Raw genomic sequence first — 15,857 nt, forward strand, 5'->3', positions numbered from 1 at the left:
AGACCGTGACGGTGCAGATCGTTCGCATCAACAGCGAAACCCAGCGCATCAGCCTCGGCATGAAGCAGCTGGAAAGCGATCCTTGGGACGGCGTCGCCGCGAAATATCCGGTCGACATGAAGCTCAAGGGCACCGTCACCAACATCACCGAATATGGTGCGTTCGTGGAACTGGAACCCGGCATCGAAGGCCTGGTCCACGTGTCTGAAATGAGCTGGACCTAGAAGAACGTCCACCCCGGCAAGATCGTCTCGACCTCGCCGGAAGTCGATGTGATGGTGCTGGAAGTCGATTCCGACAAGCGCCGGATTTCGCTCGGCCTCAAGCAGGCCCAGGGCAATCCGTGGGAAGAATTCGCCGACAAGCATCCGGTTGGTTCGACCGTCACCGGCGAAGTCAAGAACGCGACCGAATTCGGCCTGTTCATCGGCCTCGATGGCGACGTGGACGGCATGGTCCACATGTCCGACATCGCGTGGGGCATTTCGGGCGAAGACGCTCTGGCGCTGCACCGCAAGGGTGAAGAAGTCCAGGCCGTGGTGCTCGATGTCGATACCGACAAGGAACGTATCTCGCTCGGCATGAAGCAGCTCGAAAAGGGCGCACCTTCGGCCGAAGGCGCGGCGGGCGGAACCTCGCTGAAGCGCAACGACGTGGTCACCGTGACTGTGCTCGAAGTTCGCGATGGCGGCCTCGAAGTGCAGGTTGGCGAAGACGGCGCAACCGGCTTCATCAAGCGTTCGGACCTCGGCCGCGACCGCGACGAGCAGCGTCCCGACCGTTTCCAGACCGGCCAGAAGGTCGACGTCATGGTTATCGGTTTCGACCGGTCCAAGAAGCCGAACTTCTCGATCAAGGCCCGTCAGGTCTCGGAAGAGAAGCAGGCTGTCGAACAATACGGTTCGTCCGCATCGGGCGCGTCGCTGGGCGACATCCTCGGCGAAGCGCTGAAGGGCAAGAGCGAGTAAGAGCCGCCCCCTCCTCTTCAGAGGAGGGGCAGCGAGACTTGGTTCGGCGCAGCCGGGCCTAGTCGCAGCGGGGTGGTGGTCCGCCACCACCCCCAACCCCCTCCTCTGAAGAGGAGGGGGCTTTTGTTTGTCGGTAGGCGGGCCTTTCCTACATCCGGGATCAGGGCTATCCTGCCCCGATGATCCAGATCCACCAATTCCCCTGCCTGTCCGACAATTACGGATATCTGCTGCACGATCCCGACAGCGGCGAGACGGTGTGCATCGATACGCCCGATGCGGCGGAGTATCTCAAGCAAGCGGGCGCCAAAGGCTGGGCGATCACGCAGATCTGGAACACCCACTGGCACCCCGATCACGCGGGCGGCAATCTGGCGATCAAGGAAGCGACCGGTTGCACGATCGTTGCGCCCGCCGCTGAGGCGGGCCGGATCGCCGGGATCGACCGGGAAGTGGCGCATGGTGACACGGTGTCTTTAGGCGAACTCACTGCCCATGTGATCGATGTCGGCGGGCACACCCTGGGCCACATTGCCTATCACCTGCCGGAAGCAAAGATTGCGATGGTCGGCGATTCGGTGTTTGCCCTTGGCTGCGGACGAATGTTCGAAGGGACGCCGCAGCAGTTCTGGGCGAGCCTGGAACGGATCCGCGCACTTCCGCCCGAAACGATGCTCTACTGCGCGCATGAATATACGGCGGCCAATGCCAAATTCGCGGTCCATGCCGATCCGGACAACGCCGCGCTGGCCGATTATGCGGAGGAGATTTCCGACAAGCGCAGTCGGGGTGAATGGACGGTGCCGATGCCGCTGTCGCGCGAACTGGCCACCAATCCCTTCCTCCGGGCCGATGCGGCCGACATGAAGGCGCGATGGGGTGGCTCTGCGCCGGAGGATACCTTTGCTGCGCTGAGGGCGGCAAAGGATGCATTCTAGGGGCACCGATCCGCAATTTCGATCGCCCCGAAAACGAAAAAGGGCGACCGCGCGGGCCGCCCTTTTCAATTTCGCTCTTTGAACTGTTCAGATACCTGCGATCACCTGATCGGCCAGCTTGCTGTCGGCGGCGGCATCATGCTTGTCCGCGATCAGACCGCGTGCCGCCAGTGTCGCAGCAGTCGCGGCGCGCTTGCGGACTTCGTTCACCGCTTCGCGCTCGGCGGCGGAAATCTTGTCTTCCGCCATCTGCTTGCGGCGGGCGACCATCTGTTCGCCGTCCGCTTCCGCTTTTGCAAGGATCGCGTCGGCTTCGGTCTGGGCTCCGGCTATCATCGCTTCGGCGTCTTTTTCCGCATTGGCGATCTTCGCGGCATATTCATTGCGAAGCGCTTCGGCTTCGGCGCGCAGCTGCTTCGCTTCGTCGAGCTGCGTGCGGATCGCGGCTATCCGGGAATCGAGGCCGCCAGCGATCATTCCTGGAACCTTCTTCCAGATCATGATCCCGATCAGCACCAGCATCGATATTGCGACGATCTGGTAAGGTACGAGACCGAACAATTCGGGTTCGATGTGCTTGCCCGCACCATGCTCCACTTCGGCAGCGACAGTGGCGGCGGTAGTGGAAAACACCTCCGGAGCGGACGCCATCAGTTTCAGGTCAAACATTGGCCATCGCCTTCTTAACCGCGTTCTTGGCGACGGCAGCAGTCACTTTGACCCCCGCCAGGCGCTGGACGATGTCCTGCGCGGCTTCCGCAGCGACGCCTTCGACTTCTGCAAGCGCCGCATTACGGGCCTCGGAAATGTCCTGCTCGGCCTTCGCCAGTTTGGTGTCGAGCCGCTTCTGCGCTGCGCCTAGCTTCTTCTCGTTCTTCACGGCTGCATCGGCTTTCGCCTTGGCAACGATCGCCTGGGCAGCGGCGCGATTTTCATTCTCGCGCACCCGCCAGGCTTCTTCCTCGTCATCGGCTTTCGCCCGGGCAGCGGTGGCTGCGGCGAGGTCGGCGGCGATCTGCTGGTCACGCTGGGCAACCGTATCCATCACCTTGGGCACCATTCCGCGTCCGATAAAGACGAAGACGATGCCGAAAAACACCAGCAACCAGAAGATCTGGCTGGAGTATGTTTCGGCAAGCTGGGCAATCTGCGGCATGGGTACGGGTCCCGTCGATCAGACAAACGAAGAAACTGGCCGGTCCGGAGCAGCGCCCCGGACCGGTATCGAAGGCAGGTGTCAGGCGACGAAGATCAGGATCATCGCGACGACGAATGCGAGCAAGCCGAGAAGTTCGGCAGCCGCGAAGCCGATGAACAAACGCCCCTGCTGGCCATCCGCAGCGCCTGGGTTGCGCAGTGCGCTTTCCAGGAAGGAACCGAACACGTTACCCACACCGATGGCGGCCATGCCGGCACCGATTGCAGCGAGACCGGCACCGATCAGTTTTGCAGCTTCTGCGTCCATTATAATTTCCTTTATCGTGTAATTTTAAGTGGTTGATTGGAAGTGTTAGTGAAGATTCTCGGCATCGTTGATGTACAGCGAGGTCAGCAAAGCGAAGACATAGGCCTGAATTCCGGCGACCAGGATTTCCAGGGCGCAGATGCCGACCATCAGGATGAAACTGGGAATACCGACCAGCGCCGCAAAGCCCACGCCGGCGTTGGTCCCGTCGATCACGAAGCTGGAGAGGACCTCCAGCAGAACGTGCCCGGCCATCATCGCCACGAACAGTCGCAGGCCGAGGCTGAAGGGGCGCACGAGGAAGGAGATCAGCTCGATCGGGAAAATGATCGGGATCATCGGCAACGGCGTACCGCTGGGGATAAACAGCGAGAAGAAGTGGAAGCCGTGTTTCCAGAATCCAACCACCAGCACGATGGCAAAGCTGAGAATGGCCAGCACTCCGGTAACGGTGAAGTGGCTGGTGAAGGTAAATGGATGGATGCCCACGACACCCAGCGGCATCAGGCCGAGGATGTTGGCGAACAGGATGAACATGAACAGCGAGAAGATGTAGGGGACGTATTTGCGCCCGGCCTTGCCGACGTTGGCTTCCAGCATATCGTCGATGAAGCCGGTGAAAAATTCCACCGACATCTGCCAGCGTCCGGGCACCAGCTCGCGCCGCATCCCGCCAGCCACGAAAATCCACAGAACGACCGTGGAAATCAGCATCCACATCGCGCTGTTGGTGAAAGCGATGTTGTAACCCGCCAACTCCCAATTCGCCGATCCGAAAATCGGCTGAATGGTGAACTGATGCATTGGGTCGACTTTGGCCACTTCGGCTGTCACGTGTGAAACGCCCCTAAGTCATTTGAACGAAAGCGTCCCGCTTACTCCTCGGGAGGAGTATCGCCGGGACGCGTATTCGCCATCCGGAAAATGTTTCTGAAGGCAACCACTATCCCGAGGAACAGTCCGACCAACAGACCCCAGGGCGTGGTTCCGGCGAAGGTGTCCACCACCCAGCCAATCACCAGACCGCCAAGAATCCCACCGAGAAGATCCGCCAGCACCCGGTTGCCGCTGCGGTAATTCGCATCGGCGCCGGTTACTTTTGGCTGGTTACGCTGTTCTTCACGCTCGCGTGCGGCTTTCAGCCGCGCTTCGAGCGCGTCGATCCGCGCATCTTCAGCAATGGGTTCCCGTGCGGACTTGTCATCGCTCATACCGCGTTCCTTTGAACAGAATGCAAGGCATGGACAAAACCTGCCCGCCGAGGGCGCCGCCCCCTTAGGCGGGGGGTGTTTTTAAGTCAACCGGTGCAGTGCAGCATAAATGGCAGTACGGGCGCGAAGTTCCCGCTCGCAGATCAGCCCATGCCCACGATCATGCAGGGCAGCGGCTGTCGCGCAGCGGGGGGGCGGAGGTGCGGGTCTGCCAACTGCCATCGGGCGCCTGGTATTTTTCCCCGGGTGAAGTGCGCGCAATCGCCACGCATCCGGCCGTCAGCGCGTATTCTTCGAGCGTGGCATTGGCGGCCTGCGCCTTTTCCGCATAGACCGCGCGGCGCTTGATATTGATGTCGTTGACCAGTCGCTGCAGTTCGGGCGTCGCGGCACCGACAATCCCGAGATAGCCGTCCATCTTTTCCCCGACTCTGCCGGACGAACGCGCCTGTTCATAGGCGGGATCACGCTGGGCGTAGGCGGCGCTCGCAAGCCCGCCAAGCGCCAGCGATGCTGCGGCCAGGCCAAGGGCAAAGCGGCTAAGAGGACTATTGCTGTTCATCTCGGTTCCCATCAGAAAATATCGGCATTCTCTTCAATCGTATTGCCCGCGTCTTCGGCCAGCCGGTAAATCACTTCCTGCCGAATATTGATATTCAGCTCGATCACGATCGGCCCTTCCGGTGCGTTGACGGAAATACATCCCCCCAGCGCAACAATCGAAGCGACCAGAACCGGCGCCATCCATCGCATCCCCATTGTGTCCCTGTGTCCATTCTGCATGAGCAGCGGTGTCACACCCGGGCACTCTGAGGTCAATTCAGCTTGTCTCATGGCATTTTCTCGCTTTCCGGCCCCTGAACGGGCGGTTGTACAGGTGATTGAACGGGCTCTGCGGGAACAACCCTGCGGCCCTCGGCGGAAATCAGGCCAAGCTCGCGCGGATCCTTGATGAAGGCTGGATCGTACATCGCCTTTATCGAGGTGATCAGTTGATAGAACGGTGCCCGGATGTTGACGTTGAAGCGGATCGGCAGATCGTCGATCTGGCGGGTGAGGAAATTGCGCTTGGCATCGGAACCCTGGCTAACCCCGTCGAATCTGACTTTCGTCACCAGTTCTCCGGACAGCGACCCATCCATCTCGATGCGCATTTCCCGGTAGTCGAGACTGCGCAGTGCATCGAAGGCGAAATTGACCATCGGGGTCATGTCTTCATAGGTAAGTTCGCCGATATAGGACAGGTTTCCGCCCGGCGGCCGGGCCACCAGCAAACCGCCCTGTATCGACCCGTTCCCCATTGCATCGAACACCAGTGGCACCGTGCCGTCGAACGTGCCGGTCGCATTGAGATTGCCCAGCTCCATCTGCGCAATGAACTGCGCGGCATCGAGGCCCTGGATCGTCAGGACATAAGCCCGAACCTCCGGTGCACCGAGCGTGAGCTCGACGGGTTCCAGCAGCAGGGTTCCGCCCATGAACGGCCAGCGTCCGCCCAGCACCGATACAACGGATCCTTCGCGAACCGCGAACAGCACCTCGCCATTGTTCACTTCGATCCCGGGATTGATCGACGCGACGTGCAGGATCTGCTTGGGCGCGGTGGTGAGATTGAGCAGGTCGGTGAATCGGACCGTTCCGGACGCGCCCTTTACCGGGCCGAACGCGGCAGCGAAATCGAACGATTCGCTGGAAAAGGACCCGGAACTCGTCACGTCTTCGCTGTTCCAGTCAATCCGCCCCTTCCCCGTGATCACGCCCGCAGCATTGGCGATCACACCCTTGGCGTATTCGCTCAGCTGCTCGGGCTGCAGAGCTTTGTCGAACCGCAGCGAATCGACCCAAAGATCGGCAAAACCGGCAGAGCTCCCCAAATCGTGACGGATTGCCATACGGACTACTTCCCGTCCGCTTTCCGGCTCGCGCAGCCTGGCGTTGGCCAGCACGATGCTGTCGGCAAGGGAAAGGCTGGCCCCCTGCGCCTGAAGCGGCTTGAAGCGCTGAGCCTCCGAACGGTCGGTGGCGGTGAATACGCTATCCGACAGGGTGAGGACGCCACCGGTATAATCCCACGCACCCGCCGCACCAGTCAAGTCGATCGGTACCGCGAACAGCCGGACGTCGGCATCGGAAAAACGTCCGCCGATGTTCTCCCCGATGATCGCGTCGAGGTGGGCGATGGTAAAGCGGTTGGCGCTGTCCGCTGCACCGAGGGTTATGTCGAGGTTCCTGGCGGACAATGCGCCAGGGTAGGCCGCGCCCACCGCACCGCTGGCAATCCGGATTGGTGTATCTGCGAGCGTGCCGGACAGGTCGAGCGAAGGAGTGCCGGCGGCAAGCCGCAATCCGCCCGCGTCGGCGCGCAGGACTGGCCGTCCTGCCGCCGGACACAGGGTCAGCGATTGGCGTTCGACGACCAGATTGGCGAGGGCCAGCTGCGCGAAACGAACTTCGGTACACTCGCGCCACATCGACAGCCCGCCGCGCGCGGAATAATTGCCGCTGATCGGCAGCACCAGCGCACGCATCGATCCACCGGGCAGCGGACCGCTGGCTATTGTGCTGCCCGAAAAGCCTACCGCGCCATTGCTTCCCTGAAGCAGGACCAGCTCGGGGATTTCGACCGAGCTACCCCCATCGGAATATTCCGCCATCCGCATCCGGAAGATCAGATTCCCGCGCGCGCTACGCTCCATTCGCCCGACTATCCGCGGCAATCCAGCACCGCCGGTCACGATATTGCCGGACAGCTTGGGAGTCCCGCCGCTTGCGGTACTCAGTTGGAAGCGGGACAGCGACAGCAGATTGGCCCCGCCGCCGCCCGTCAGGCTGGCCTGCGAAATGATAAGCGAGGTGATCTTGCCAGTTTGTCGCAGATTGACCTGCGCTGCCAGTCGGCTGCCCCGCGATTCGCGCCGGAGCGCAGCGCGCATTTTCGCGATCAGGGGTGCCGCAAAGGTCCCCCCGGCGGTGGAGGTGAATTCGGCCAGCGCCCCGTCGATCCCATCGCCGAGACGCACTCCATTGCCTTCGACGTCAGCGGTCAGCTCCGTTTGCTCAAAGCCATCGCGGCCCCGCACCGTACCCTCCGCGGTGATCAGCGCGGCACCGAGCTGGGGGGTTCCGAGCGATCGCGCGGCTAGAGAATAAGTTCCGTTCAGCGCCCGTTCCTGCCAATTTGCGCGCAATGTGCCGTTGACGCCTCCAACGGCGTTGCCGGCCACCGAAGCGGCCCCGGTGGACAAACGCGCTTCCGCGCCGAGAATTGCGAAACTGGCGTCACTACCCCCCTCGACCTGGAGCGCAGCGTTTTTGACCCGGAACCTCTGTTCGGGGCAGAACAGCTCGGCGGCGCGCATTGGCCCGGCAAAACGGGGTTTGCCGTCTCGCGATGAGATTGTGCCATACAGGCTCGCGCGGCGGGCACTGCATCCGCCTCCGTCCAGTTGCGGAGCAGTGGCGGCCAGGATACCGGAGAACCCATCGTCCACCTGCCCCTCCCCTTCGGCCTTGATACCGATCGGTCCGAAGTCGCTTTCGACCAGCGCCCGCGCGTCGATCACCCTGAGCGCGATGTCGGGCAGCGCTGGCGGCTCCCCCGTATCGCGCATCAGCAACGGATCAAGCGCGCCGAAACTGAGAACACCGTCGCGGTAACTGCCGAACGCGCGCGCCCTTTCGACAGTGATCAATCCGATCGCCGGTCCGCGAAAGCCGTAATCGAGATCGACCAGAATTCGCTCGATGGTCAGATCGGGGCGGGCCGGATTGCCGATCACGATGTTGGTCAGAACCTGCCGGGCCGGGCCTACTTCTTCGATATCGTAGGTGGCGGCTATGCCGAGCTGTTCCAGCTGGTCGCCGATCAGATCCTCGGCAATTCTTTCGCGGGAAAACCAGGCGGCGGCCACGACCACGAAAACAGCCAGAACCATCCCGATCAGAACGCGCAAAATCCACCGCGACCGGCGGGGGACCGGGGCGTCAAACAAGTCCGTCTCGGGAATGTCGTCTTCGGCCTGCGCCATGTACCTCACACTTGCGCCAGTCGCCCGGGAAAGGCAATGCAGCAGCTACAACGTAGATGCGGGGATAAAGGTTGCTTGAACCTGAAGATATTTCGTCCGACAGCCTTGGGCGGGAGGACAAATCCCTGCATTCTGCGGCCGGCCATCGCGGCCGGTTACGTGCGCGATTGCTCGGCGGCGGCGCGGAAGCGCTGGCGGATTACGAGGTACTCGAATATCTGCTGTTCGCGGCGATAAAACAGGGCGACACCAAGCCCATTGCCAAGGCACTGATCAAGCGGTTCGGCTCGCTCGCCGGAGTTCTGACCGCCGAGGCGAAGGCACTGCAATCGGTCAAGGGCGTCGGGGAGACAAGCGCTGCGGCGCTCAAGAGCGTGGCGCTGGCTGCCCGGCGCATGGCCCGTGTCGAGGTGCAGCAGAAGCCGGTGCTCGGCAGCTGGCAGGCGCTGCTCGACTACCTGACCATCGACATGGCGCATCTCACGGTCGAACGCGTCCGGGTGCTCTATCTCAATACTCAGAACCGCCTGGTACTGGACGAGCACGTCGGGGACGGTTCGATCGACGAGGCGGCGATCCATCCGCGCGAAATCATCCGGCAGGCGCTCGATATCGGGGCCACCGCGCTGATTCTGGTCCACAACCACCCCAGCGGCAATCCGGAACCAAGCCGCGCTGATATCCAGATCACCAATCGCATTGCCGAGGCTGGCCGGCTGCTCGGAATCGTGGTCCATGACCACATTATTATCGGCCGCGAAGGCCACACCAGCCTGAAGGCGAAGGGGTTGATCTAAACCCGCTCCGCGCCTAGCCGCCCACTCGCCACCCCGCCCATTCGGAGCCCGCCATGATTCCCCGCTATTCCCGCCCGCAAATGTCCGCCGTCTGGGAGCCGGAATCGCGCTACCGCATCTGGTTCGAGATCGAAGCCCACGCGACCGAGAAGCTTGGCGAGTTGGGCGTGGTTCCGAAAAGCGCGGCCAGGGCATTATGGGACTGGTGGGCAACCGAACCGGTGATCGATGTCCCGGCGATCGACGCAATCGAGGCGGTGACCAAGCATGACGTGATCGCCTTCCTGACCTGGGTGGCGGAGCAGGTGGGCGATGAAGCGCGCTTCATGCATCAGGGCATGACCAGCTCCGATGTACTGGACACCACGCTGGCGGTGCAGCTGTCCCGCGCATCTGACATCCTGCTGGACGATCTCGACCAGCTTCTCGCCGCCATCAAGCGCCGGGCGGAAGAGCATAAATACACCCCCACCATCGGCCGCAGCCACGGTATCCATGCCGAACCGGTCACATTCGGCCTCAAGCTGGCACAGGCCTATGCCGAGTTCGCCCGCTGCCGCAAACGGCTCGTCGCCGCCCGCGAGGAAATCGCGACCTGCGCCATATCCGGCGCGGTCGGCACCTTCGCCAATATCGACCCGCGGGTGGAAGCCCATGTTGCAGAGCGCCTCGGCCTCGCCATCGAGCCCGTGAGCACGCAGGTGATCCCGCGCGACCGCCACGCGATGTTCTTTGCGGTGCTGGGTGTAATCGCCAGTTCGATCGAGCGGCTAGCGGTCGAAATTCGTCATCTGCAGCGCACCGAAGTGTTGGAGGCGGAGGAATATTTCTCCCCGGGTCAGAAGGGATCGTCGGCCATGCCGCACAAGCGCAACCCGATCCTGACCGAGAACCTGACCGGACAAGCCCGGATGATCCGCGCCTACGCCCTGCCCGCGATGGAGAATGTCGCGCTGTGGCACGAACGGGATATTTCCCATTCCTCGGTCGAGCGGTTCATCGGCCCCGATGCGACTATCACGCTCGATTTCGCCCTCGCCCGGCTGACGGGTGTGATCGACAAATTGCTGATCTATCCCGCACGGATGCAGAAGAATCTCGACCGCATGGGCGGCCTGGTCCATTCGCAGCGCGTGATGCTGGCGCTGACTCAGGCCGGGGTAAGCCGCGAGGATGCCTACCGCCTGGTCCAGCGCAACGCGATGCAGGTGTGGGAATCGGACGGCGAAAAGTCGCTGCTCGAACTGCTCAAGGCCGACAGCGAAGTCACTGCCGCGCTTTCGGAAGCGGAGATCGAGGACAAGTTCGACCTCGCGTATCACTTCACGCAGGTCGATTTCATTTTCGACCGGGTATTCGGGTAAGACGGGCCGATATACTTAAAAGGACCCTGCGGCTGCCGAATCGCGCCCTTTCCTTGCGTGTCCAATCCGACTAGCATCGCCTGACACCCGGTTTTGAGCCGCAGCGCAGGAAATACGATGCAGATTGTCCGCACTATACTCTGGGTCCTGCTGTTTGCGGGGTTGATGTTCTTCTCCTTCTTCAACTGGAAGGAAGTGGAGGTCCAGATCTGGACCAACATGGTGCTCGAAACCAAGGTCCCCGCGCTGGTGATCGTTTCGTTCCTGCTGGGCATGATCCCGACATGGTTGCTTCATCGGAGCACCAAGTGGCGCCTGACCCGGCGGATCAAGGCGCTGGAAGCTGCTGCGCGCATTCCCCATGTTGCGCCTGCCGACCCGGGTTTCGGGCAATCCAGAGACATCGCCGAGCCTTCGCCTTCACCCGCTCCGCCCAGCACCTTCACACCGAACAATCCTGTATGAGCAACCCGGTCTATCTCGCACTCGACATGCCAAATCTGGACGCGGCGAAGGCACTGGCTGCCCGCGTCAAATCACACGTCGGCGGGTTCAAGCTCGGACTCGAATTTTTCTGCGCCCACGGCCATCACGGGGTGCACGAGATCGCGCAGATCGGCCTGCCGATTTTTCTCGACCTCAAACTGCACGACATTCCCAACACGGTGGCCGCAGCAATGCACGCAATCCATCTGGCCGAACCTGCGATCGTGACTGTCCATGCCAGCGGCGGCCGGGCGATGATGGAAGACGCCAAGGCCGCCGCGGCCAATGGGACGAAAATTGTCGCGGTGACCATGCTCACCAGCCTCGACGAGCGCGACCTGACGCGAACCGGAGTCGATGGCAATGCGCACGACCAGGTTATGCGGCTGGCGGAGCTGGCGCAGGACGCCGGTCTCGATGGTGTCGTCTGTTCCGGCCATGAAGTGCGCGCAGTCCACAAGCAGTGGAAGGACGGCTTCTTCGTGGTTCCCGGCCTGCGCCCAGCAGGGTCCGCCACTGGCGACCAGAAACGCGTCGTGACCCCGCGGCAGGCCCGCGACGATGGGGCCAGCGTGCTGGTGATCGGCCGCCCGATTTCCCGCGCCGACGATCCGGTGCAGGCAGCCCGCGATATCGAGGCTACGCTTTGACATGGCCGACCGCGCGACCCCGAACCTGCCTTCCCGCGATTTCGGCACCACCGAGGCGTTCTACGGCGCGCTGGGTTTCGAGTGCAGCTGGCGTGACACGGGCTGGATGATCCTGACCCGCGGTACGGTGCAGCTGGAATTCTTTCCCTATCCCGATCTCGATCCGGCGAAAAGCTCCTTCGGTTGCTGCATCAGGCTGGACGATATGCCTGCAATGCACCGCCTAGCGGTAGACGCCGGGGTCCCGCAGACGAACACCGGCTTCCCCCGTATCTCCGATCCACGGCGCGAATTGAGCGGTCTCGACATCGCCTATCTGATTGACCCCGACGGCACGCTGGTCCGGCTAGTCCAGAACGCCTGAGCCATGGCCGCCCAAGTCAAGATTTGCGGGGTGACGACGCCCGATGCGCTCGACGCGGCCATTGCGGCCCGCGCGGACTATGTCGGCCTCAATTTCTACCCACCTTCCCCGCGCCATTTGCCGGTGCGCGACGCTGGTGCCTTGGCCGCCCGTACGGAGGGTCGGATAATTTCGGTCGGGGTCTTCGTCGATCCGGACGACAGTCTGCTGACCCAAGCGGTAGCGGCAGCCAGGCTGGGTGCGATCCAGCTTCACGGCGAGGAAAGCCCTGCCCGCGCCGCGCAAGTGAGGGCGCAGTTCGGACTGCCGGTGTGGAAAGTCCTGCCGGTTTCCTCCGCCTCCGACATCGCGCGCGCCGAGTCCTATACCGGTGCAGCCGATTTCATCCTGTTCGATGCGAAGACACCCAAGGGCTCGGCCATTCCCGGCGGCATGGGCCTGCGGTTCGACTGGCAGTTGCTGGCGGCGTATCACGGTAACCTTCCGTGGGGGCTGGCCGGCGGGTTGACTGCGGACAATGTCGCCGAAGCCATTCGGGCCACCGGTGCGCCGCTGGTCGATACTTCGTCCGGCGTCGAAAGCGCGCCCGGCGTCAAGGACGTGGACAGAATCGCGGCCTTCTGCAAAGCGGCCCGAATATGACAGACCTTGCAAACTCCTTCCGCAACCAGCCCGACGAACAGGGGCATTTCGGCGATTACGGCGGGCGCTATGTTGCCGAGACGCTAATGCCGCTGGTGCTGGACCTGGAAGGCGAATACCGTGCGGCGCAGGCCGATCCCGCGTTCAAGGCGCAGTTCGACGATCTGCTGGAGCACTATGTCGGCCGCCCTTCCCCGCTGTATTTTGCGGAGCGGCTGACCGAGGCGCTGCGCGGTAGCGCCCAAAAGGGCTTCGGAGCACAGGTCTGGTTCAAGCGCGACGAGCTGAACCACACCGGCGCGCACAAGATCAACAATTGCATCGGGCAGATCCTGCTCGCGATCCGGATGGGCAAGACGCGGATCATCGCGGAAACCGGCGCGGGTCAGCACGGCGTGGCAACCGCCACCGTCTGCGCGCGGTTCGGCCTGCCCTGCGTCATCTACATGGGCGCGACGGACGTGGCGCGGCAGCAGCCCAACGTCTTCCGCATGAAGCTGCTCGGCGCGGAGGTGATCCCGGTCACCAGCGGCGCGGCAACGCTTAAGGACGCGATGAACGAAGGGCTGCGCGACTGGGTCGCCAATGTCCATGACACCTTCTACATAATCGGCACCGCCGCAGGCCCGCATCCCTATCCGGAGATGGTTCGCGATTTCCAGAGCATCATCGGCATCGAAGCCCGCGCACAGATGCTATCTCGAACGGGCCGCCTGCCCGATTTGCTGGTCGCCTGCATCGGCGGCGGTTCGAACGCGCTGGGCCTGTTCCACCCGTTCCTCGACGATCCTTCGGTCAAAATGCTCGGCGTGGAGGCGGCGGGCCACGGTCTCGACAAGGAACACGCCGCCAGCCTCACCGGCGGCGCCCCCGGTGTGCTCCACGGCAACAAGACCTATTTGCTGCAGGATGAGGATGGCCAGATCACCGAAGGCCACTCGATCAGCGCCGGCCTCGACTACCCCGGCATCGGCCCCGAACACGCGTGGCTGAAGGAAAACGGCCGTGTGGAATATACGTCGGTCACCGACGACGAGGCGCTCGAAGGCTTCCAGCTGCTCTGCCGAACCGAGGGGATCATCCCCGCGCTGGAACCGAGCCACGCAATTGCAGCGGTGGCGAAGGTGGCGAAGACGATGCCGGACGACGCGATAATTTTGGCCAATTTGTGCGGACGCGGTGACAAGGACATCTTCACCGTCGCCGAGGCGCTTGGGGTGGAGATATGAAATTCTCCGGCATGCTCTTGCGCGGCTTTATTCAAGCTGTTGGTTTAGCGCTCTGGTTCGGATTAGTGATCTGGCTTGGCGTTATTGACTGGCGCATTGGTTGGTACGGTTGGGCACTATTCTTGCTCATCGCCACCGCACTTATGACAGCTGCGATCCCGCTCGATGAACGCTGGAGGAAAAATAGAAAACAACGAAAACGTTTGAAAGGTAGGGGTTTCGAATGACCCGCCTCTCCACCGCCTTCGCCAAACCCGCGCTCGTCTGCTTCGTCACCGCTGGTGACGGCGACACCGCGGCCAATCTCGACGCGCTTGTCGAGGGCGGCGCGGATGTGATCGAGCTGGGGATGCCCTTCACCGATCCGATGGCCGATGGTCCTGCGATTCAGGAAGCGAATATCCGCAGCCTCGCCAAGGGCACGACAACCGCCGACATTTTCGCGATCGCGGCGGCTTTTCGAGGGCGCCACCCGGACACTCCGCTGGTGCTGATGGGCTATGCCAATCCGATGATCCGGCGCGGGCCGGAATGGTTTGCGGACCAGTGCGAAGCGGCCGGAGTGGACGGCGTGATCTGCGTCGATATCCCGCCGGAAGAAGACGCGGCGCTCGGCCCGGCCCTGCGCGCCAAGGGCGTCGCCCCGATCCGCCTCGCCACGCCCACCACCGACGCGGCGCGCCTGCCGCAGGTGCTGGAGGGATCCGCCGGGTTCCTCTATTACGTCTCCGTCGCCGGGATTACCGGCAAGCAGCAGGCGGCGATGGCTTCCATCGAAGATGCCGTCGCTCGGCTCAAGGCCGCGACCGATATCCCGGTAGCGGTCGGTTTCGGTGTCCGCACGCCGCAGCAGGCCGCGGCCATCGCCAAGGTCGCGGACGGCGTCGTGGTAGGCTCCGCGCTGGTGGAACTGGTGGCCGAACATGGCGAAGATGCTCCCGCTGCGCTAAAAGAGCTGACATCAGCGCTCGCGCACGCCGTCCATAGCGCTCGATAGATTGGGCAGATAAGGATCAGACATGAACTGGATTTCCCGAGTCCGTAATTCGCTGCCGTTCCTGCCCAAGCGGGAAACGCCGGATAATCTGTGGGTCAAATGCTCCAAGTGCCACGAAATGCTGTTCCAGCAGGATTACGAGGACAATTGGCGGGTGTGCCAGCATTGCGATCATCACGGGCGGCTGGGTGCCGACCGGCGGCTGCAATTGCTGCTGGATGACGGGTTCTCCTTGTTGCCCCAGCCGGAAGTGCGCGAAGACCCGCTCAAGTTCCGCGATTCCAAGAAATATGTCGACCGGTTGAAAGCCGCGCGCGCCGCAAACCCGCACAAGGATGCCTTCAGCGTCGGTTCCGGGACCGTGGATGGCCGCCCCGCCGTGATCGGGGTGCAGGATTTCCACTTCATGGGCGGCTCCATGGGCATGGCGGTGGGCCAGGCCTTCTGCGCCGGCGCTCAGGAAGCGCTCGACCGGGGCTGCGCCTATATCGTCGTCACGGCGGCGGGCGGCGCGCGGATGCAGGAAGGCATTCTCAGCCTGATGCAGATGCCCAAGGCCACGGTGATGACCCGCCGCCTGAAGGCTGCCGGGCTGCCCTATATCGTGGTGCTGACCGATCCGACCACCGGCGGCGTGACGGCCAGCTATGCCATGCTGGGCGATGTCCATATCGCCGAACCGGGCGCGCTGATCGGCTTTGCCGGACAGCGGGTGATC

Annotated in this window: 19 protein-coding genes and 1 pseudogene; 12 read left to right on the plus strand and 8 right to left on the minus strand. The window is 62.7% G+C overall.

What is annotated here, in order from left to right; genetic code table 11:
- Both U0988_RS08310 and gloB read left to right on the plus strand, forming a co-directional pair.
- A pseudogene (locus U0988_RS08310) lies at positions 1-968 on the plus strand (S1 RNA-binding domain-containing protein); the annotation flags it as partial.
- A 179-nt stretch (positions 969-1,147) separates the two neighbouring features.
- Positions 1,148-1,906 carry a hydroxyacylglutathione hydrolase gene (gloB, locus tag U0988_RS08315; RefSeq protein ID WP_322292157.1) on the plus strand — a complete coding sequence of 253 codons (759 nt, stop codon included), beginning with the start codon at positions 1,148-1,150 and terminating at the stop codon, positions 1,904-1,906.
- An 87-nt stretch (positions 1,907-1,993) separates the two neighbouring features.
- Here the strand turns inward: gloB and U0988_RS08320 are convergent, their stop codons facing one another.
- The 8 genes from U0988_RS08320 to U0988_RS08355 form a co-directional block, all read right to left on the minus strand.
- Positions 1,994-2,575, minus strand: coding sequence for a hypothetical protein (locus U0988_RS08320; protein WP_322292158.1), 582 nt, complete (start codon positions 2,573-2,575; stop codon positions 1,994-1,996).
- On the minus strand, positions 2,568-3,062 hold the full coding sequence (locus tag U0988_RS08325) for an ATPase (RefSeq protein ID WP_322292159.1): 495 nt from the start codon (positions 3,060-3,062) through the stop codon (positions 2,568-2,570). The genes U0988_RS08320 and U0988_RS08325 overlap by 8 nt, the downstream gene beginning before the upstream one ends.
- An 81-nt stretch (positions 3,063-3,143) precedes the next feature.
- Positions 3,144-3,371, minus strand: coding sequence for a F0F1 ATP synthase subunit C (locus U0988_RS08330; protein WP_114520182.1), 228 nt, complete (start codon positions 3,369-3,371; stop codon positions 3,144-3,146).
- Positions 3,372-3,416: 45 nt separating this feature from the next.
- Positions 3,417-4,175 (minus strand): F0F1 ATP synthase subunit A, encoded by a 759-nt coding sequence (locus U0988_RS08335; protein WP_322292173.1) that lies wholly within the window; start codon positions 4,173-4,175, stop codon positions 3,417-3,419.
- A gap of 71 nt (positions 4,176-4,246) precedes the next feature.
- Positions 4,247-4,582 (minus strand): AtpZ/AtpI family protein, encoded by a 336-nt coding sequence (locus tag U0988_RS08340; RefSeq protein WP_322292160.1) that lies wholly within the window; start codon positions 4,580-4,582, stop codon positions 4,247-4,249.
- A 160-nt stretch (positions 4,583-4,742) separates the two neighbouring features.
- Positions 4,743-5,144 (minus strand): YdbL family protein, encoded by a 402-nt coding sequence (locus U0988_RS08345; RefSeq protein WP_322292161.1) that lies wholly within the window; start codon positions 5,142-5,144, stop codon positions 4,743-4,745.
- 11 nt (positions 5,145-5,155) lie between these two features.
- Positions 5,156-5,365 carry a YnbE family lipoprotein gene (locus U0988_RS08350; protein WP_322292162.1) on the minus strand — a complete coding sequence of 70 codons (210 nt, stop codon included), beginning with the start codon at positions 5,363-5,365 and terminating at the stop codon, positions 5,156-5,158.
- Positions 5,366-5,412: 47 nt separating this feature from the next.
- The gene (locus U0988_RS08355; protein ID WP_322292163.1) at positions 5,413-8,610 is read right to left on the minus strand and encodes a YdbH domain-containing protein; all 3,198 of its coding nucleotides are present in this window, start codon (positions 8,608-8,610) and stop codon (positions 5,413-5,415) included.
- Between the two features lie 89 nt (positions 8,611-8,699).
- On the opposite strand from U0988_RS08355, the gene radC reads away from it, so the two are divergent.
- The 10 genes from radC to U0988_RS08405 all read left to right on the plus strand — a co-directional run.
- A complete protein-coding gene (gene radC / locus U0988_RS08360) occupies positions 8,700-9,407 on the plus strand; it encodes a RadC family protein (RefSeq protein ID WP_322292174.1) in 708 nt (235 codons plus the stop codon).
- Between the two features lie 53 nt (positions 9,408-9,460).
- Entirely contained in the window at positions 9,461-10,771 is a 1,311-nt protein-coding gene (purB, locus tag U0988_RS08365) for an adenylosuccinate lyase (protein WP_322292164.1), read from the plus strand.
- A gap of 117 nt (positions 10,772-10,888) precedes the next feature.
- Positions 10,889-11,236, plus strand: coding sequence for a hypothetical protein (locus U0988_RS08370; RefSeq protein WP_322292165.1), 348 nt, complete (start codon positions 10,889-10,891; stop codon positions 11,234-11,236).
- Positions 11,233-11,907 carry an orotidine-5'-phosphate decarboxylase gene (gene pyrF / locus U0988_RS08375; RefSeq protein ID WP_322292166.1) on the plus strand — a complete coding sequence of 225 codons (675 nt, stop codon included), beginning with the start codon at positions 11,233-11,235 and terminating at the stop codon, positions 11,905-11,907. The genes U0988_RS08370 and pyrF overlap by 4 nt, the downstream gene beginning before the upstream one ends.
- Before the next feature lies 1 nt (position 11,908).
- The gene (locus U0988_RS08380) at positions 11,909-12,271 is read left to right on the plus strand and encodes a bleomycin resistance protein (RefSeq protein WP_322292167.1); all 363 of its coding nucleotides are present in this window, start codon (positions 11,909-11,911) and stop codon (positions 12,269-12,271) included.
- A 3-nt stretch (positions 12,272-12,274) separates the two neighbouring features.
- Positions 12,275-12,913: a phosphoribosylanthranilate isomerase gene (locus tag U0988_RS08385; protein ID WP_322292168.1), complete on the plus strand. Its 639-nt coding sequence runs from the start codon at positions 12,275-12,277 to the stop codon at positions 12,911-12,913.
- Positions 12,910-14,142 carry a tryptophan synthase subunit beta gene (trpB, locus tag U0988_RS08390; protein WP_322292169.1) on the plus strand — a complete coding sequence of 411 codons (1,233 nt, stop codon included), beginning with the start codon at positions 12,910-12,912 and terminating at the stop codon, positions 14,140-14,142. Before U0988_RS08385 ends, trpB begins: the two co-directional genes overlap by 4 nt.
- On the plus strand, positions 14,139-14,369 hold the full coding sequence (locus U0988_RS08395; RefSeq protein ID WP_322292170.1) for a hypothetical protein: 231 nt from the start codon (positions 14,139-14,141) through the stop codon (positions 14,367-14,369). Before trpB ends, U0988_RS08395 begins: the two co-directional genes overlap by 4 nt.
- Positions 14,366-15,139 carry a tryptophan synthase subunit alpha gene (gene trpA / locus U0988_RS08400; RefSeq protein WP_322292171.1) on the plus strand — a complete coding sequence of 258 codons (774 nt, stop codon included), beginning with the start codon at positions 14,366-14,368 and terminating at the stop codon, positions 15,137-15,139. The genes U0988_RS08395 and trpA overlap by 4 nt, the downstream gene beginning before the upstream one ends.
- A gap of 22 nt (positions 15,140-15,161) precedes the next feature.
- On the plus strand, positions 15,162-15,857 hold a 696-nt coding region (locus tag U0988_RS08405; protein WP_322292172.1), incomplete at its 3' end, for an acetyl-CoA carboxylase carboxyltransferase subunit beta.

Origin of the sequence: Allopontixanthobacter sp., from assembly GCF_034376665.1 — a bacterium.
Classification (GTDB): Bacteria; Pseudomonadota; Alphaproteobacteria; order Sphingomonadales; family Sphingomonadaceae; genus Allopontixanthobacter.